The sequence below is a fragment of the Chryseobacterium sp. 2TAF14 genome (assembly GCF_052115105.1).
GTDB lineage: Bacteria > Bacteroidota > Bacteroidia > Flavobacteriales > Weeksellaceae > Chryseobacterium.
Genome location: NZ_JBFRGA010000107.1, coordinates 1 through 18,090, shown reverse-complemented (window position 1 = coordinate 18,090; position 18,090 = coordinate 1). Strand labels below are relative to the sequence as shown.

The window sequence follows — 18,090 nt, the reverse complement described above, 5'->3', positions numbered from 1 at the left end:
CTTCGGGAACCTGCAAAGAGACATTGAAATGCTGAACAATTCTCAAGCCGACTGGTTACATATTGATGTAATGGACGGAAGATTTGTTCCTAATATTTCGTTTGGTTTTCCGGTGATGAAAACCATTCAGCAACATGCAAAGAAATTTGTAGATGTACATCTGATGATTGTAGAACCTGAAAAATATGTTGAAGAATTTATCGATTACGGAGCAGATCTTGTTTCTGTGCATTACGAAGCTTGCACGCATCTTCACAGAACAATCAATCTTATTCAGAGCAAAGGTGCAAAAGCTGGAGTTGTATTAAATCCTTCTACTCCGGTTTTAATGCTTGAAGACATTATCGCCGATGTAGATTTGGTATTATTAATGAGTGTAAACCCTGGTTTTGGCGGGCAAAAATTCATCGAAAATACTTATAAGAAAATTGCAGAGACGAAAGATCTTATTCTAAGTAATAATTCTACAGCTCTTATTGAAGTTGACGGCGGGGTAAATTTAGACAACGCTTCCAAATTATTTGAAGCAGGTGCAGATGTTTTGGTTGCCGGAAACGCAGTTTTCTCAACAGAAAATCCGGAAAAGACAATTGAGCTTTTAAAGATTTAAAATAAAAAAGGCAGTTTTTAAAAACTGCCTTTCTTCCCATTACATGAGAGTAATTATATGGTTATTAGTTTCTTATTTTTCTTGCGGAATAGCAAATGTGCTATCACTTTTTGATGGTATAAAGATGGGAAAATAAAAAACACAATCCTATCCGTAAAAACACGGAAATTTTAATTAATAAATCTTTATTATAATTTTTAATTTAAAAATATTGTAAAAACTATTGATAAAATATTAAACATTTAAACTTTAAGTAGAATCAATCTAAATAATATTTAAAAAATAATTAGTTCTTCGTAATTTTCTTATTAAAAAAAATAATAAATAATTAATACAAAATTATTAAAAACAAAAAAAATCCGGAATAATTTCCGGATTTTTCTATATATGAGTTTTAATTAAAAAATCTCTCTTCCTGAAAAATGAAACTGAGCTTCAATTAAAGCATTTTCATCAGAATCAGAACCGTGTACTGCATTCTCTCCTATGCTTCTGGCAAACATTTTTCTAATAGTTCCTTCAGCAGCTTCTGCAGGATTTGTAGCACCGATTAAAGTTCTGAAATCTTCAACAGCATTATCTTTTTCTAAAACTGCAGCAACGATAGGACCAGAGCTCATAAAGTCAACCAATTCTCCATAAAAAGGTCTCTCTGCATGTACTTCGTAGAATTTTTTTGCATCTGCAACAGTAAGCTGAGTTAATTTTAAAGCTTTGATCTTAAATCCTCCTTCTGAAATCTTTCCTAAAATAGCACCAATATGACCGTCAGCAACTGCATCTGGCTTAATCATTGTAAATGTAATGTTTGACATAACTGAATATTTTTTTTAATGGCGCAAAATTACAAAAAATATATAAATATTATTTTAATTTAATTTTAACACAAAATAACTTTTATTAAGAAATTTTAAAATCATTTTTGGCATACTAATTGCAATTACTAATTCGATTCTCATGTTTAATTTGAGTTTTCATGGTTATTAGTTTTTACCCAGCTTCGGCTGGGTTTTTTATTTTATAATAAACAATCAACTTAATTATGAAATTCATAATTATAATTTCAATTAAAACAAAACATGACAATTTATTGTTTCATAATCAATCARAGCAATAAATGATATTTGAAAAATCAGATTAAGATTACTTATTTACGGGTGGTTTCTTCCGCCTCATCCATAAGCTTGATATAGGTAGAATATCTCGTCGGCTGAATTTCACCGGTTTCTAAAGATTCTAAAACAGCACATTTTGGCTCATTTATATGAAGACAATTGTGATATTTACATTCTTCCCTTTTTTTGAATATTTCAGGAAAATAATGCTGCACCTCTTCTTTTTCAATGTCAATCATGGCAAATTCACGTACACCGGGAGTATCGATGACATTTCCGCCAAAATCCCAGAAATGCATCTGAGCAAAAGTAGTTGTATGTTTTCCTTTTAAATGCGTATCAGAAATCTCGGAAGTTTTTAGATTAAGATCAGGCTGCAATGCATTTACCAGCGTAGATTTCCCACAACCGGAATGACCGAAAAAAACAGAGGTCTTGTCTTTCAGTATTTCAACCAGGTCATCCAGATTAAGCTTAGAATAGGAAGAAATTTCCAATGTTTCATATCCAATTTCGTTGTAAAGAAATTCAATATCTTTTACAATTTCAGATTCTTCTTCAGAAAGAACATCCATTTTGTTAAACAAAATAAGAGGCTTTATATTGTAAGCTTCGCAGCAGGCAAGAAACCGGTCAAGAAAACCGAGAGAAGTTTCAGGATGTTTTAAAGTGAAAATAAAACATGCCAAATCAATATTTGAAGCGATAATGTGCGCTTCTTTTGAAAGGTTTACAGATTTTCGGATCAGGTAATTTCTACGGGGTTCAATTTTTGTAATCCAGGCAATATCATCCTGTTCAAGCTGAAATTCTACAAAATCACCAACAGCTAAAGGGTTTGTAAGTCTGGTTTTTATCAGCTTAAATTTCCCGCGAATTCTCGCTTCAAAAATTTTTCCGGTTTCCGTTTCCAAAACCTGATACCAGCTTCCTGTAGATTTAATGATTTTTCCTTTCATACGATAAGTGCAAATATAAGGAATTAGGTTTTAGATCATAGGATTTAGTTTATATCAGATTGTGAAAATATAAATCTAAATCCTACCACCTTTTTTTAAACCCAATTTATTTATTAATCATAATATTGTTTTGCACTTCAATAGATTCTTCGTGAATGGCTTTGAAGACTTTTTCAATAAAATCTTGTGACATTCCGGTCTCTGAAGCTTTTTGCGCAGCATATTCAGTAATAACTTTCCAACGATCCGGCTGAAAAATAGCAATATCATTCTCTTTCTTAAGCTTTCCGATTTTTGCAGAAATTTTCATCCTTTGAGAAAGCAATTCTATCACCTGGAAATCAAGATCGGAAATTAAAGTTCTGTGTCTTCCCATTTCTTCGTCAAATCCAGCTAAATCTGTATTTCTAACTTTCAGATTAGAAATCATTTCGCCCAAAACTTCAGGAGTGATCTGTTGCGAAGCATCGCTCCATGCTTCATCAGGATTAGAATGCGATTCAATAATAGCGCCTTGGTAACCAACATTCAGGGCTTCCTGGGTAATTCCCGCCAAACCGGTGCGGTTTCCGCAAATGTGCGACGGGTCAATCAAGATTGGAATATTCGGAAACTGACTTTTAAAATCTAAAGCAATCTGCCAGTTTGGATTGTTTCTGTATTTTGTTTTCTGGTACGTGGAAAAACCTCTGTGAATGGCTCCTAAATTTTTAATATCCTGACCTAAAAGTCTTTCTAAAGCACCAATCCACAAAGCCAAATCCGGGTTTACAGGATTTTTCACCAAAACTATTTTCTCGGTTCCTTTCAAAGCTTCTGCAATTTCCTGAACTGTAAAAGGGTTTACCGTAGAACGTGCGCCAATCCATAAAATATCTACATCTGCCTTCAAAGCTGCGTCTACGTGATGAGCATTGGCAACTTCTGTAGCGGTCTTAAAACCGTACTCTTCTTTTACTTTTTTCAGCCAGTTTAAACCGATCACACCAACTCCTTCAAAACCATTAGGTTTCGTTCGCGGTTTCCAGATTCCTGCACGGAAAATCGGAACATTTGCATTGGTTTCTTTAATTCTTTTGGCAGTTTCAAGCATTTGCTGTTCGCTTTCTGCGCTGCAAGGTCCTGCGATAATGAGCGGTTGCTGAAACTGATTAATCCAGCTGTTTTCCAAATCTCTTAAGTTCATATTGTTGTAAATTTATATTTTTAGATTAAAGTCAATAGTGTAGCGATTATAAATTTTATTTATAATTCTTTCAAAAAAAAGTCGTTCAAAAATTGTTGTGAAATCAGGAATCTAAAAGTGAAACCTATATTTTTTTAAGAAAGAAATTAAATTAGCTGTACCAATAAAATCGATAATAGCTTCTAAAATTTCTATAAAAAGTGCTAAAAGAAAGATAACTGCTCAAGAAAAAAGCAGGTACAGTATTGATTTTTGCAGCAAAATCAGAAGTATATGGAATGTTGGAATGTTCCACTTTTATACTATAATTTATCTTTGTTTTTGTAAATACTCAGCAAATATATAAAAAATTATGACAAATCAAACTTCATTAGATCATCTAAATCTTTTAGCAAAGGATTCATCTCAACAAATTTTTCGAATATTTTCTTGGTTGTCATGATCTCTATCTTCAGATTTTCATGATCTTTTTTAAATTCGAAAACGATAGAGTGATTATTTACTTTATGTTTAAAATGATTGAAAAACTCAATGCTTATCTTGTCAAATTCACCTTTGGCAGAATCTGAAGGATAGGAAATTTCAATTGTTTTTTCGTCAATTTTTGCCAGTTTAAAAGTCTTAATGGCATTAAAAACTACAGGATCTTTGGCACGAAGATTTTTTAAAAGTATATTCCATTCCGTCTGAATATCGGTATCTGTGAAATGATGCTCCGGAAGATTCTCTGTATTTACAATCGCAGAACTTTCTTTATCATCTGCTTTTTCTTCGTTATTCAGAAAAGAATTGATGCTGAATCCCGAAGAAATATTGGGTTTGGATAAAGGCTTTGAAGATTTGGCAACAGGTTGTGAAGGCTGTTCCGGTTCAGTAACTTTTGCCTGAACTTTTATTTCTTCTGCTTTTTTCTCCTGAACTTGTGTTGGTAATTTTACTTCCTGCTTTTCATCAAGAAACGGAGCTAATATTATGAACTTTTTTTTTTAGCTATTTCGCCACCGGCTGAAAGAGACGACAATTGCATCAAAGCAATTTCTACGGTAAGTCTGGGATTTTTTGAATTTTTGTAATTGATATCTGCATGATTGCAAATCTCGATTCCGTCGATAAGATTTTGCGGACTCCATTTTTGTCCCTGCTCTACAAACTTCACTTTAGTCTGCTCTCCTACTTCAATCAAATCTATTGTGGATGCATTCTGAGCCATCATCAGATCACGGAAATGGTTACCCAATCCGGCAATAAATAAATGCGGATCAAAACCCTTTTTTACAATTTCATTAAACACAGAAAGTACTTCAGGAATTTTATTTTCTTTAGCCAGATCAACAATTTTCAGGTACTGATCGTAATCTAAAATATTGAGAACTTCAGCAGCTTTTGCAAGCGTAATATTTTTTTGCGAAAAAGTAGAAAGCCTGTCAAAGATCGAAAGAGCATCTCTTAATGCACCATCGGCTTTTTGAGCAATCAGATACRATGCATCGTCTTCGTACTTTATATTTTCTTTTTCTGCGATGCCTCTTAAATGATTCTGAATATCAAGAATGGTAATTCTTTTGAAATCATAAATCTGACAACGCGATAAAATAGTAGGAATAATTTTATGCTTTTCGGTCGTTGCCAAAATAAAAATAGCATGAGCAGGCGGTTCTTCTAATGTCTTAAGAAATGCGTTAAATGCCGCAGAAGACAACATGTGAACCTCATCAATAATATACACTTTATACTGACCGACTTGTGGCGCAAAACGCACCTGATCAATCAGCTCGCGAATATCGTCAACCGAGTTGTTGGATGCCGCATCGAGCTCATAAATATTGTATGCAAAACCGTCTTCAGAAACGGAGCCGTCTTTTTCGTTGATTTTTCTTGCAAGAATTCTGGCACATGTAGTTTTACCAACGCCACGAGGACCGCAAAACAACAATGCCTGCGCCAATTGATTTTCTTCAATAGCATGCTCTAAAGTATCTGTAATGTGAGATTGCCCAACAACGGTGTCGAACTGTTGAGGGCGGTATTTTCTTGCAGATACGATAAAATTTTCCATTGCCCAAAAGTAAGAAATATAGTTTTAATTTAAAAATTTTAGTTTTCAAATTTTATAAACTACGCTTTACATTTGGGCAATTAAATTATTTATTATTGTAAGCAAAGTCGATAATATCTTCGATCGCATTCTTTACTTCCTGTCTTCCTTCTTCACTCTTCATGTCAAGACCGCAGAAAGTAGTTGCATTGTGTGCAGTAAACATATTTAAGTGATAACTTCCGGCTACTAAAATAGCTGCAATTGCTCTGAATTTTTTTGATTTTTCTCCAAAATGAGGATCAGTAATATTCTTGAATAACTCTTCACCAACTTCTTCTCTCTGATCGAAAAGTTTTTTAAGAATCGGACGGCTTTCAGACATTTCCCAAACTAAAATCTTTTGAAGCTCTTTATTTTTCTTCAAGTTTTCAAACTGGTCAAGAACTGCCAATTTAGACATTTCTCTTCCTCCGTCAGACAAATCTACGTCGGTTCCTACCTCAAATCTGCTCCAGTAATCCTGAGATTTGATATATTCATCAATTAATTTGTCTGTACTTCCGAAGTATTCATAGATCAGTTTCTYGTCGAAACCGGCAACAGCAGCAATCTTGCTCACCATTAATCCTGAATATCCTTTTGTTTTCAAAATCTTTCCTACTGCGTTAAGCAGTTTCTGCTTTGTTTTTTCTTTGTCTCTTATAGGACCTTGTACAACTTTTCTGGGCATCGTTTCTATTTTTTGCTAAAAGCAATTTACTTAATATTTAAAAATCTTACACAACATCTAATCTTTTATCTACAAAAGACTTAACAAATCTATTCACAAATATACATCTCTTAAGTGAGAATTGTATAAGATCTAATTTTTAATTAATTACGATTTTTTTCATCATCCGGTTTTGCAATGTAAAAGAAGAAACAAACTATTTTATTTTAAATTTTCATCAAATTAAAGAGTGCAAAAATAATACATAGTAATTAAATATATATCACAAAATAATACAAACTAAATAATCATAATAAAATATGGATAAAGTATAATTAAAAATAAAACATTTTAAAAAAAACAATTACAACAAAGCTGTTATATTGTAGACAATATGATGAAAAAATAATTCACCATGCTTTAAATAAAATTATATGTTCTTAATCCCAAAAAAATAATTATTTATAAAGATTTTTCATTGCCATCCGAGTATTGCAGCATTTTTGATGCCATCCTCATTATAAAAGCTAAAATTTAAAAAGATTTATTCGCAAGTCAAATTTTGTTGTAAATTTGTTCTTTCAAAAAAAGGAAATGGTGTCTTCCTTACCCAACCGCCTTAAAAAGCTGATGGCGCCTGATTAATTGAATGTTTTACCATTTAATCAGGAAATTATGTTTAGAAATAACAAAAAATCAGTTTTTAGAATTCTTATTATTTTAATTAAATTATTTTTCAGGAAATATCCTTCTGCACTTTTTGTATTGAAATGGCTTTTCATTACTGCAATAGTAGGAGTTTTGATCGGAAGCGCTTCTGCATTTTTCCTTCAGACTTTAGAATGGGCAACACAGTTCAGAGAAAATCATCTCTGGCTGATTGCTTTCTTACCTTTAGGCGGATTTTTGGTTGGTTTGATGTATCATTATTTCGGGAAAGATGTAGAAGCCGGGAATAATTTATTGATTGAAACGATTCATGAACCGCAGAAGACGATTCCTTTTAAAATGGCTCCGTTCGTTTATTTAGGAACGATGATTACTCATTTTTTCGGAGGGTCTGCAGGTCGGGAAGGAACCGCTTTACAAATGGCGGGAGCAATTGCGGATCAGTTTTCAAAACCATTTAAACTTTCAGCAGATGACAGAAAAATTTTGATCATTTCCGCAATTGCTGCAGGATTCGGTTCGGTTTTCGGAACGCCTTTGGCCGGAGCAATTTTTGGTCTTGAGGTTTTTCTTGTCGGAAGATTAAAATACAACGCTTTATTTCCTGCATTTTCCGCAGCAATTATCGCAGATTTGGTTACCAAATTGTGGAATACGCATCATAAACATTATCAGATTGATTATATTCCTGATATTTCATTTTTAAATATTCTTTATGCCATAATTGCAGGAATTTTCTTTGGAATTTGTGCCGCAATATTCAGCAAAACCGTTCATAAAACAGGAAATTTATTTAAATCTAAAATCAAATATCCTCCTCTTCGTCCGTTCATCGGAGGAATTATTGTTGCATCAGCAGTTTTCTTAATCGGAACTACAAAATACATCGGTTTAGGAATTCCAACCATTGTAGATTCATTTGAACAACAACTTCCCGCTTATGATTTTGCATTAAAAATGATCTTTACCATTATCACTCTGGCTGCAGGTTTTAAAGGCGGCGAAGTGACTCCGTTATTTTTTATCGGGGCAACGTTAGGAAATGCTTTAGGCTATTTTATTCCTCTGCCTGTCGCACTTTTGGCAGGAATGGGTTTTGTCGCCGTTTTTGCGGGAGCAACCAATACTCCGATTGCGTATCCAGCTGTTCTTGAATTTTTTTCTTTTGAGCTGAAAAATAAGAACTCCCGCTAAAAAGCTCTTCATAATAATGTATTCCTTCAAAAAGATTAGATTTAAAAGTATTCCATTTTTTGATTTGCGAATTAGAAAGTTCTCCTGAAAAATTTGAAATTTCTTTTTTCAGATGTTCAACATACATTTTCAGTTCATTAATAAACATATTCGGTCGGTCAACTTCTGAAAGAACATCCGTATTTCCATAAATATGACCAACCATTTCCGAAAGCGAAAGTTCTTTATCAAAATATGCAAGGTTCGGTCCCGGACAAATCACAACGCCCTGTTTTTCACCTTTAATTTCAAAATTATTTTCCAGATAAGCAGAATTTACCAAACCTACACAAAGACAGGCTTTATCGGTGATCTCATTCTTTTTATATTTAAATTGCTCTTCAGTAAACGCACTTTTTTTAACTTCAAGTTCATTCAGTTTTATTTCCTGATATTTTTTTGATGCCGTGCAAATTCCCTGTGGAGAATATTCTTTGCTCAATGCCAATAATTTTTTCGGGCAAGAACTTCCGTATTTACTTTTGGCTTCTTTCTGATATTTTAAAATTTCATTGGATGTTCCTTTTACGGTGTTAAACGGAACTCCCAAAGGAGAAATATTACTTAGATAAAAATCATTTTGCTTAGATTTTGCTAAAAGATTTCTGGTTTCATTGTCAACAGAAGTCGCTTCGGGAACCAAAAGAAACGGCGAACCCCAACCAACGCTGTCAACCTGATAATTTTCCAAAAGAAAATCATGTTCCTCAGAAGTTCCTACTCCACCCTGAACGGTAATTTTCATTTCTAAAGCTTCGTTTGGAATATATTTCCCTTTTTGTTCTAAAGCTTTTATCATTAATGAATGTGCTGAAGAAATCAGTTCATTTTTCTTTTGCTTAAATTCTTCCATGATCGGCCCAAGCAACAATCCTTCGGTTGCAAAAGCGTGACCGCCGCAATTCAAACCAGATTCTATTCTGTATTCTGAAACCCAAAGTCCTTTTTTAGCTAAAAAATTTCCCTGAATCATTGCAGAACGAAAATCGCTGACTTTTAAAATGATTTTCTTTTTAATACAATTATTCTCATCCGGAAAAAAATCATCAAATTCTTCAATATAACTGTACAAACGAGGGTTCATTCCGGCTGAAAGCACCATTGATGAAGTAATTTTACTTTGCGCAAAACCACGCAGTGAAGCATGTGCATCATTATAAATGACCGGAAGCTGTTCGTTTTTCTTATAATTATCTTTGTCAACTTTTGTCATAATATTGACATCGATATTTCCGGGAATAAGATTTTTTTCAACAAAATTCTTAATATTTGAAGCTAAAGAATCTCCCTGATTCAGAATATTCTGTAAACCGTTTTTTAATTCAGAGGAATTGGGAAGCATCGCCATAAAATTTTTGAGAGCTTCGGTGTTTTTAGAAATTTCTTCTTTGAAAGATTCAAATTTTTCGGTAACGATATCGTCCATCATATCGAGATAATCCGTAATTCTTTTCGCTCTGTAATCTTCGGTTTTTGTGGAAATTCCGAAATAATTAAGATTGAATTTTTTGCTGTAGAAATTTTTCATTTTTTCTACAATCTCGTCGTCTATAATGGAAACAACAGAAGAAATTCCGTATTGTGCAACACGGATCGGGCTGTCTATCGTGTAAGATAATCCCATCACGGGAATATGAAAACTGTGTAAAGGCTTATTAATCATTATTTTAAACAATAAATTTACTTTCATATTTCTATGAAAGTGATAATGATCTGAAAACCTGTGAATTTGTTTTAAATTCTTGACAAAAGTAAAAATTTACTTCTAGTTATGCAATAAATAATAATTGAGATTTTAACTGATCTCTCAACCTAAACTAAACAGAAAAAATATTGAGTTCTAAAATTTAATAGTATATAAATATATTATTAAAATCAAATTAAGTATATTTGTTTACCATAATTGGTTTACATATGAATTATAATTTAGCAAAAGATGTCATTCAGTTACTTGAGCAATTCGATGCTGAAAACACATTTTCTCAGTATCCTTCGGACATTGACGGGTTTAAGAGCTGGATTTATCATCAGGAAAATAAAAAAGCAGCTTATCAAAAAAATATCGTCTGGGAAGGAAAAGAAAATGGAAGAAGCCCGGAAAGTGCGATCAGTACGCTACTTGTTCATATGAACCGATATGCAAAAACCTACTCAAAATCAGCAATTGCAGGTTCTGAATTTTCTACTCAGGAAGAATTTATCTATCTGATCAACCTGAAAGCTTTTGGCGAAATGACAAAAACTGAGCTTATCAAAAAAAATATTCAGGATAAACCGGTGGGAATTCTTATCATCAATCGGCTTATTAAAAACAATTGGGTAAAACAGACTGATTCCGAAAAAGATAAGAGAACCAAAGTAATCAGCATTACCCAAAAAGGAATGGATGCCTTGGAAAAACAGATGACGAACATCAGAAACGCCACCAAAATTGTAAGCGGAAACCTTACCGAAGACGAAAAATACGAGCTGATTGCGCTGCTAAATAAGCTTGATCATTTTCATAATCCAATCTTTGGCAGAAATATTGACAGTGTAAATTTAATAGAAACGGTTTTTAGCGAAAATTTTTCTAACAATAATTAATTATGATAAAAAAAATAGCAGTTATCGGGTCAGGATTTTCAGGATTATCTGCTGCTGCATATGCTGCAAAAAGCGGTCATGAAGTTCATGTTTTCGAGAAAAACAGCAGTCTTGGCGGAAGAGCCAGACAATTTACTACCGATAATGGTTATGTTTTTGATATGGGACCAAGCTGGTATTGGATGCCCGATATTATTGAAGATTTTTTCAGAGATTTTAATAAAAAAACTTCTGATTACTACGAATTGGTTTCGTTAAACCCACAGTTTGAAATGGTCTTTTCGGACGGAACGATGCAGGTTCCGCAAGATTATTCGGAAATGAGAAATTTTTTCGAAAACATTGAAAAAGGTGCTGCAAAAAAGCTCGACGAATTTATGCAGGATGCCCAATACAAATATGAAGTCGGGATGAAAGGTTTCGTTACAAAACCTTGCCATTCCTGGTTTGAATTTGTCTCTCCAAAGATTGCAAAAAGTGCTTTAAAGCTTGATTTGTTATCAAATTTTCACCGTTTTGTAAGGAAGTATTTTTCAAATCCGAAACTGATTATGCTGATGGAATTTCCTGTGATTTTTTTGGGAGCAGCTCCGAAAGATATTCCTGCTTTGTACAGCCTGATGAATTATGGCGGTTACAAATTGGGAACATGGTATCCGATGGGAGGTTTTTATAAAGTGATTGAAGCAATGTCTGAAATTGCCAAAGAACAGGGCGTAAAATTTCACTTAAATTCAAATGTCGATGAGATTAAAATAAAAGAAGGAAAAGCAAAATCAATTGTTGTTAATGGAAATGAGATTGAGTTTGATACAGTTATTGCTTCATCAGATTATCATCACACCGAGGAAAATTTAATTCAGAAAGAGTATAAAAATTACAGCGAAGATTACTGGAAAAAGAAAACTTTTGCGCCTTCCTGTCTTATTTATTATTTAGGATTTAAAGAAAAAATCAACAACCTGAAGCACCATACTTTGTTTTTTGAAAATGATCTTGAACTTCACACCGCCGAAATTTATGAACATAAAAAATGGCCTACAAAACCTTTATTTTATATTTGCTGTCCGTCAAAAACAGATAAAAATGTTGCTCCCGAAAACGGTGAAAACGTATTCCTTTTAATGCCCATCGCAACAGGAATTAAAGACAACGAAGAAACGCGCGAAAAATATTTTCTCGAAATGATCGAAAGACTTGAGAAACACACCAAATCCTCAGATCTTTTATCAAAAATCGATTATAAAAAAAGCTATTGCATCAGCGATTTTAAAAAAGATTACAATGCATACGAAGGAAATGCTTACGGTTTGGCAAATACGCTCAACCAGACTGCAGTTTTAAAGCCCTCATTAAGAAATAAAAAAGTGAAAAATCTCTTTTACACAGGGCAGCTTACCGTTCCCGGACCGGGAGTTCCGCCCTCGATCATATCCGGAAAAATAGCCGCAACCGAAGCCACCAAATAAGCAAAAAAATATGAAAAAACTTTTCGATGAACTTTCTTATAAAGTCAGCAAACAGACCACAAAACAATACAGCACAAGTTTTTCTTTGGGAATTTTGGCGCTTTCCCCGAAAATCAGGAATTCTATTTACGCAATTTACGGATATGTGAGATTAGCTGATGAAATTGTTGACAGCTTTCATGGCTTCGACCGCAGCACGCTATTGGCGAGATTTCGTGAGCAGACCAATCAGGCTCTGGAAGAAAAAATTTCTCTTAACCCTATTTTGCAGGCATTTCAGGAAACAATTCATCGGTATGAAATTGATGTGCAATTGATCCATCAGTTTTTAAAAAGTATGGAAATGGATTTGCAGAAAATAGATTACAACTCAGATCTTTATAAAGAATATATTCTCGGTTCTGCGGAAGTTGTCGGTTTAATGTGTCTTCATATTTTCGTTGATGGAAATAAAGAAATGTTTGCCAAATTGAAACCTACCGCAATGAAACTGGGTTCGGCTTTCCAGAAAGTTAATTTTCTGCGTGATATGAAAGATGATTACCAGATTCTTGGGCGCACTTATTTTCCGAATGTTGACATTTCTTATTTTGACAATGTTGTAAAAGCTCAGATCGAACAGGAAATTTATGAAGAGTTTAAAGAAGCTTTGGAAGGCATTAAAAAACTGCCCAATTCTTCAAGATTCGGGGTTTATTTAGCCTACAGATATTATATTTCTTTATTCAGAAAAATCAAGAGAACTTCAGCAAACAAAATTATCAATCAGAGAATCAGGATTTCAAACGGAAGAAAATTTTCTTTGATGATGAGCAGTTATGTACAATATAAAATGTCATTTCTGTAAATAATTTAAGTAAAAATGATACACCAACTTCAGCGTCAGCAACAGCTCAATTGTGATATCGATACGGCATGGAAATTTTTTTCGTCAGCCAATAACCTTTCGGAAATTACACCAAAAGATATGAATTTCACTGTCAGAACACAACTTAATGAAGAAGAAATCTATGAAGGAATGATCATCGATTATTATGTTTCGCCGCTTTTTGGTATTAAACTAAAATGGCAAACGATTATTACCGAGGTAGAATCAAGAAAAATGTTTAGTGATTTTCAGAATAAAGGTCCGTTTAAATTATGGCATCATCATCATTTTTTTGTTCCCAACGAAAATGGAGTTCTAATGGTTGACAATGTGAAGTACGAATTACCTTTTGGGTTTTTAGGTGAAATTGCGCATCGTTTTATCGTAAAGAAAAAACTTGAAGCTATTTTTGATTACCGTTTTAAAATTTTAGAGAAAACTTTTAATAAAAACTAATATGAATTTTTTAATTGTTTTAATAACATTTTTTGTGATGGAAGGAATGACCTGGCTCATTCACAAATACGTGATGCACGGTTTCCTCTGGACGCTTCACCGCGATCATCACGATCACAGCAACGAAGGAAAAATGGAAAGAAACGACTATTTTTTTGCAATTTTTGCAATTCCTACGATTGCTTTGATGTATTACGGAACCATCAATAATTTCAACATCTATTTTTACRTCGCAATAGGAATTACTCTGTACGGAATGGCGTATTTTTTCGTACACGACATCTTTATTCATCAGCGTTTCAAGATTTTGAGAGATACAAAAAACCCTTATTTATTAGCAATCCGGAGAGGTCACAAACAGCATCACAAACACACCGGAAAAGAGCACGGCGAATGTTTTGGTTTTCTTTGGGTTCCCGTGAAATATTTTAAAATGTACTTCAATAAAAATAAAGCGTAAATGTGGCAATACATGTATTTAGCGATTAACTTTTTTACCATAATTATCTGTTTTATATTTTCTTTTCATCCGAAGATTAAATTTCACAGGCATTTCAAAGCATTTTTAATGGCTTCGGTAATTGTTGCTGCATTTTTTATTGCATGGGATGTTTGGTTTACAGCAAACGGAGTTTGGTGGTTTAATGATAAATACCTGATCGGGAAACGGCTTTTCGGTCTTCCGGTCGAGGAATTGCTGTTCTTTATCTGCATTCCTTTTTCGTGTGTTTTCACGTATTTCTGTTTAGATAAATTTTTTAAGCTCGACTGGAAACCTTCCATTGAAAAGATTTTTGTGATTATTTCAATTATTTCGTGCTTAATTTTAGCTATTATTTTTAAAGATAAAATATATTCTTTCATTACTTTTCTCACCACGGCAATCACTTTATCGGCTCTTTATTTTATTTTAAAAGTAAAATGGATCGGTAAAGCTTCGTTTATTTATCTGGTTCTGATGCCCGGATTTTTAACAGTAAACGGTATTCTCACCGGAACCGGACTCGACTCTCCTATTGTTAATTACAACCCTGAAAATTTTATAGGTTTCAGAATTCTTACGATCCCGATTGAAGACACAGTTTACGGCTACGAAATGATCCTTTGGAATCTTTTCTTCTTTCACAAATTTAAAAAAGATGAGCAAGATTAATGTATTTTGGTTCCGCAGAGATTTAAGATTAAATGATAATACCGGATTGAATACTGCTTTAAAATTAAATCAGAAAGTAATTCCTGTTTTTATATTTGATACCGAAATTCTGGATCAGCTTGAAAATAAATCTGACCGGCGAGTTGATTATATCCATCAGGTTTTAGAAAACATGAATGAAGAGCTAAAAAAACATCAGTCGGGAATAAAAACCTATCACGGAAAACCGCTGCAGATTTTCAAAGAAATTATTAAAGAATTTGATATAGAAACTGTGTTTTGCAACAGTGATTATGAACCGCAAGCAATAAAACGCGATAAAGAAATTTCAGATTTTCTTAATAAAAACAATATCAATTTTAAAGATTTTAAAGATCAGGTGATTTTTGAAAAAGATGAAATTGTAAAAAACGACGGCTCACCTTACACTGTTTACACGCCTTTTTCGAAAAAATGGAAGGAAAAATTTCATCAGACTAAAATTCATTCAACACAAACTAATTTTAAAAATTTTTATTCATTTAAAGCTGAAAAAATTCACAGCTTAAAAGAAATCGGTTTTGAAAAAACAGATATGGTTTTCAGCGAACCTGTTTTAGATAAAAAAATAATAGATTTTTACGATAAAAACAGGGATTTCCCGTGTCTGGACCAAACGACAAGACTTGGAATTGCTTTACGCTTCGGAACTATTTCTATCAGAAAATGTGTAAAATATGCTTCCGAACATAACGAAACATGGCTGAATGAACTGATCTGGCGAGAATTTTTCATGCAGATTCTTTACCATTTTCCAAAAGTTGTTACGCAATGTTTTAAAGAAAAATATGAAAACATCAAATGGCGAAATAATGAAGACGAATTTAAACTCTGGTGCGAAGGAAAAACCGGTTACCCGATTGTAGATGCCGGAATGCGACAGCTTAACGAAACCGGGTTTATGCATAACCGGGTAAGAATGATTACTGCAAGTTTTCTTACAAAACATCTTTTGATTGACTGGAAATGGGGCGAAGCTTATTTTGCCGAAAAACTTCTCGATTACGAGTTGTCATCCAACAACGGAAACTGGCAATGGGCTGCAGGTTGCGGCTGCGATGCTGCACCCTATTTCAGAATTTTTAATCCAAGCGAACAATCTAAAAAGTTTGATAAGGATGAAAAATATACTAAAAAATGGCTGCCTGAAAACTATTCTGAGATTTCACAAATTGTAGAACATAAATCTGCAAGAGAAAGAGCATTAGAAACTTATAAAAAGCAGTTAAAGAATAATTTTGTTTTTTTTAATAAAATTTTAATTTTTATCGATGATTTAGATACCACATAATTAATGTCAGGCATAGTATTTGTAACTAGCTTATTTAACATAATAAATACCACACACCACCTAATAATATGAAAGTTACAGATTTAAAAATTAAAAATCTCGTTGAATACAAAAGAGAGATTTTTACGATAACAGAGATTTTCCAGAATGAAAAGGATTATTTTGTTAAGCTTGAAAACGAAAGTCATTGTATTTCTGTACCGGCAGAAAAAATCAGCCCTATTCAGATTACAGAAGACTGGTTAGAGAAATTTGGTTTTCTGAAAACTTATGCTTCAGACAACCAGATCATCCGTTACGAAAGACCGGAATCTTTCATTAAATATGATATCGATTAAATTTCAGATATTAAAGATCCCCGACAAAATTAATTTGCCGGGAATTTTTTTATGTTATTCTGATTTTATTGCTGGCTTCAACCCACTTTTCTTTACTGCAGTTTTTACATTTTCCTGCATTTCCTTCTTCCTTTTTTTCTGTAAAACCACAAAATGTACAAGAATAATGTCCTTCTTTTTCGATATATTTTGTGGGATGTGCCAAAGAATTGAGCATGATCGGAAGACCATATCTTACCTCTTCATCTTCTCTGAAAAACACGCTTATTTCCCCGGAAACTTCCTCAATCGCACATTCAATCTGACCCAGATGAGAAATACTTTTCACTCTTAGTTCTGCAAAAAACTCATCACTTCCTAAATTTTCTTTTTTAAAATTATCGATGGCAAAAACGCCTTCTTCGATAAGATAAATTGCTTTTCCTTCAAACAGATTTTCTATTTTTTTGAACCTGCCGATTAATGCCGTAACAGAAGAATACAAAATGATGATGACCAAAAAAACGAGCATCGAAGAAACAATTCCCACTTCTTTATAAAACATCGGGTCTCCGGCTGCAGAACCCAAACCGATGATGACCACCAATTCAAAAATCGAGAGTTGTTTGACTCCCCTTTTTCCTAAAACCCGAAGACTTATAATGATGGTAAGAAACATAATGATTGTACGAAGTACAATTTCCAGGAGAAATCCCCAATCTTCGGTTCCCAGAAATAATTCTTTCCAGGTGAAGTTTAAAAAAACTGCTAAAAACATTGATTAAATTTTATTTGAAGATTCAAAAAATAAGCCAACAGAGTTGTTCTTTTTTCGTCTGAACAAGAAACAAAACCCACATTTTACACAGACTTTTGTAAAATGATTATTTTCATACAAAAAAGTCAGCTTACAATAACTAAGCTGACCATTGAAAACAAATTGAAAAGACTATTCGTAAATTTAATGATGTCTTGTACCTTTCTGATGATAAGAAACCTGCTGATTTGGTATGTGATGATCGTTAAGATGCTGATTTTTAAAGTTTGCTTCTACATGGCTGTGATCAGATTGGGTATTTCCTGGAGTTTCGAAACGAATCTTTTTTCCGTTTTTAAAAACTTCTCCTTCTGCAGTTCTGTACATTTGATTTTCACCATATTCATTACCATCCGGAGCGGTGAATGTCTGATTTTTGTTGCTTCGCGCTCTTCTTTTATTATTTAAAAAGATTAAAGCACCTCCTGCAACAATACCTAAGGCAATTTTTACTGAATTTTTCATAAACTTAATATTTTGTAGTTTAAAACAAAATTATTGCCAACAATAAAAAATGTGGTATGTTCTAAAGCGATAATTAAAAAAGACTGTCAAAAAACTGACAGCCTTAAAAC

Annotated in this window: 17 protein-coding genes, 1 pseudogene and 1 riboswitch; of the genes and pseudogenes, 10 read left to right on the top strand and 8 right to left on the bottom strand. The window is 33.2% G+C overall.

The window, feature by feature from the left end; translation table 11 throughout:
- A partial coding sequence (gene rpe, locus AB4Y90_RS11720; RefSeq protein WP_441557762.1) for a ribulose-phosphate 3-epimerase occupies nt 1–610 on the top strand: 610 nt, incomplete at its 5' end.
- Nucleotides 611–1,008: 398 nt separating this feature from the next.
- On the opposite strand, the gene AB4Y90_RS11715 is transcribed toward rpe, so the two are convergent.
- The 5 genes from AB4Y90_RS11715 to AB4Y90_RS11695 form a co-directional block, all read right to left on the bottom strand.
- A complete protein-coding gene (locus tag AB4Y90_RS11715) occupies nt 1,009–1,425 on the bottom strand; it encodes a nucleoside-diphosphate kinase (RefSeq protein WP_050380425.1) in 417 nt (138 codons plus the stop codon).
- A gap of 332 nt (nt 1,426–1,757) precedes the next feature.
- Nucleotides 1,758–2,684, bottom strand: a complete 927-nt coding sequence (rsgA, locus tag AB4Y90_RS11710) for a ribosome small subunit-dependent GTPase A (protein ID WP_441557761.1) — start codon at nt 2,682–2,684, stop codon at nt 1,758–1,760.
- Nucleotides 2,685–2,790: 106 nt separating this feature from the next.
- Complete coding sequence (locus AB4Y90_RS11705; protein ID WP_441557760.1) at nt 2,791–3,870, bottom strand: chorismate mutase; 1,080 nt, start codon at nt 3,868–3,870, stop codon at nt 2,791–2,793.
- 970 nt (nt 3,871–4,840) lie between these two features.
- The gene (dnaX, locus tag AB4Y90_RS11700) at nt 4,841–5,926 is read right to left on the bottom strand and encodes a DNA polymerase III subunit gamma/tau (protein ID WP_441557759.1); all 1,086 of its coding nucleotides are present in this window, start codon (nt 5,924–5,926) and stop codon (nt 4,841–4,843) included.
- A gap of 85 nt (nt 5,927–6,011) precedes the next feature.
- The gene (locus AB4Y90_RS11695) at nt 6,012–6,638 is read right to left on the bottom strand and encodes a TetR/AcrR family transcriptional regulator (RefSeq protein WP_441557758.1); all 627 of its coding nucleotides are present in this window, start codon (nt 6,636–6,638) and stop codon (nt 6,012–6,014) included.
- Between the two features lie 560 nt (nt 6,639–7,198).
- Nucleotides 7,199–7,264, top strand: a riboswitch (Fluoride riboswitch).
- A 28-nt stretch (nt 7,265–7,292) separates the two neighbouring features.
- Here AB4Y90_RS11695 and AB4Y90_RS11690 point away from each other — a divergent pair.
- Nucleotides 7,293–8,480, top strand: a complete 1,188-nt coding sequence (locus tag AB4Y90_RS11690; protein ID WP_441557757.1) for a voltage-gated chloride channel family protein — start codon at nt 7,293–7,295, stop codon at nt 8,478–8,480.
- Here AB4Y90_RS11690 and AB4Y90_RS11685 read toward each other — a convergent pair.
- A pseudogene (locus tag AB4Y90_RS11685) lies at nt 8,428–10,182 on the bottom strand (hypothetical protein); the annotation flags it as partial. The gene AB4Y90_RS11690 and the pseudogene AB4Y90_RS11685 sit on opposite strands and share 53 nt — an antisense overlap.
- Nucleotides 10,183–10,433: 251 nt before the next feature.
- Here AB4Y90_RS11685 and AB4Y90_RS11680 point away from each other — a divergent pair.
- The 8 genes from AB4Y90_RS11680 (at nt 10,434) to AB4Y90_RS11645 (ending at nt 16,719) form a co-directional block, all read left to right on the top strand.
- Entirely contained in the window at nt 10,434–11,105 is a 672-nt protein-coding gene (locus tag AB4Y90_RS11680) for a MarR family winged helix-turn-helix transcriptional regulator (protein WP_441557756.1), read from the top strand.
- Between the two features lie 2 nt (nt 11,106–11,107).
- Nucleotides 11,108–12,574 carry a phytoene desaturase family protein gene (locus AB4Y90_RS11675; protein ID WP_441557755.1) on the top strand — a complete coding sequence of 489 codons (1,467 nt, stop codon included), beginning with the start codon at nt 11,108–11,110 and terminating at the stop codon, nt 12,572–12,574.
- 10 nt (nt 12,575–12,584) lie between these two features.
- Nucleotides 12,585–13,421 carry a phytoene/squalene synthase family protein gene (locus tag AB4Y90_RS11670; protein WP_441557754.1) on the top strand — a complete coding sequence of 279 codons (837 nt, stop codon included), beginning with the start codon at nt 12,585–12,587 and terminating at the stop codon, nt 13,419–13,421.
- Nucleotides 13,422–13,436: 15 nt separating this feature from the next.
- Nucleotides 13,437–13,898, top strand: a complete 462-nt coding sequence (locus tag AB4Y90_RS11665) for an SRPBCC family protein (RefSeq protein WP_441557753.1) — start codon at nt 13,437–13,439, stop codon at nt 13,896–13,898.
- A 1-nt stretch (nt 13,899) separates the two neighbouring features.
- Complete coding sequence (locus AB4Y90_RS11660) at nt 13,900–14,358, top strand: beta-carotene hydroxylase (RefSeq protein ID WP_441557752.1); 459 nt, start codon at nt 13,900–13,902, stop codon at nt 14,356–14,358.
- Nucleotides 14,359–15,051 (top strand): lycopene cyclase domain-containing protein, encoded by a 693-nt coding sequence (locus tag AB4Y90_RS11655; protein WP_441557751.1) that lies wholly within the window; start codon nt 14,359–14,361, stop codon nt 15,049–15,051. It begins immediately after the preceding gene.
- Entirely contained in the window at nt 15,038–16,381 is a 1,344-nt protein-coding gene (locus tag AB4Y90_RS11650; RefSeq protein ID WP_441557750.1) for a cryptochrome/photolyase family protein, read from the top strand. The genes AB4Y90_RS11655 and AB4Y90_RS11650 overlap by 14 nt, the downstream gene beginning before the upstream one ends.
- Before the next feature lie 68 nt (nt 16,382–16,449).
- A complete protein-coding gene (locus AB4Y90_RS11645; protein WP_441557749.1) occupies nt 16,450–16,719 on the top strand; it encodes a hypothetical protein in 270 nt (89 codons plus the stop codon).
- 49 nt (nt 16,720–16,768) lie between these two features.
- Here AB4Y90_RS11645 and AB4Y90_RS11640 read toward each other — a convergent pair whose 3' ends face one another.
- Nucleotides 16,769–17,476, bottom strand: coding sequence for a DUF421 domain-containing protein (locus AB4Y90_RS11640; RefSeq protein ID WP_441557748.1), 708 nt, complete (start codon nt 17,474–17,476; stop codon nt 16,769–16,771).
- A gap of 183 nt (nt 17,477–17,659) precedes the next feature.
- Nucleotides 17,660–17,980, bottom strand: coding sequence for a hypothetical protein (locus AB4Y90_RS11635; RefSeq protein ID WP_441557747.1), 321 nt, complete (start codon nt 17,978–17,980; stop codon nt 17,660–17,662).
- Between the last annotated feature and the right edge of the window lie 110 nt (nt 17,981–18,090).

Excerpts from the sequence above, each read along its gene's own strand:
- AB4Y90_RS11715 (WP_050380425.1), bottom strand. The coding sequence starts at position 1,425 with ATGTCAAACATTACATTTACAATGATTAAGCCAGATGCAGTTGCTGAC.
- rsgA (WP_441557761.1), bottom strand. The coding sequence starts at position 2,684 with ATGAAAGGAAAAATCATTAAATCTACAGGAAGCTGGTATCAGGTTTTG.
- AB4Y90_RS11705 (WP_441557760.1), bottom strand. The coding sequence starts at position 3,870 with ATGAACTTAAGAGATTTGGAAAACAGCTGGATTAATCAGTTTCAGCAA.
- AB4Y90_RS11690 (WP_441557757.1), top strand. The coding sequence starts at position 7,293 with ATGTTTAGAAATAACAAAAAATCAGTTTTTAGAATTCTTATTATTTTA.
- AB4Y90_RS11680 (WP_441557756.1), top strand. The coding sequence starts at position 10,434 with ATGAATTATAATTTAGCAAAAGATGTCATTCAGTTACTTGAGCAATTC.
- AB4Y90_RS11675 (WP_441557755.1), top strand. The coding sequence starts at position 11,108 with ATGATAAAAAAAATAGCAGTTATCGGGTCAGGATTTTCAGGATTATCT.
- AB4Y90_RS11670 (WP_441557754.1), top strand. The coding sequence starts at position 12,585 with ATGAAAAAACTTTTCGATGAACTTTCTTATAAAGTCAGCAAACAGACC.
- AB4Y90_RS11665 (WP_441557753.1), top strand. The coding sequence starts at position 13,437 with ATGATACACCAACTTCAGCGTCAGCAACAGCTCAATTGTGATATCGAT.
- AB4Y90_RS11655 (WP_441557751.1), top strand. The coding sequence starts at position 14,359 with ATGTGGCAATACATGTATTTAGCGATTAACTTTTTTACCATAATTATC.
- AB4Y90_RS11650 (WP_441557750.1), top strand. The coding sequence starts at position 15,038 with ATGAGCAAGATTAATGTATTTTGGTTCCGCAGAGATTTAAGATTAAAT.
- AB4Y90_RS11645 (WP_441557749.1), top strand. The coding sequence starts at position 16,450 with ATGAAAGTTACAGATTTAAAAATTAAAAATCTCGTTGAATACAAAAGA.
- AB4Y90_RS11640 (WP_441557748.1), bottom strand. The coding sequence starts at position 17,476 with ATGTTTTTAGCAGTTTTTTTAAACTTCACCTGGAAAGAATTATTTCTG.
- AB4Y90_RS11635 (WP_441557747.1), bottom strand. The coding sequence starts at position 17,980 with ATGAAAAATTCAGTAAAAATTGCCTTAGGTATTGTTGCAGGAGGTGCT.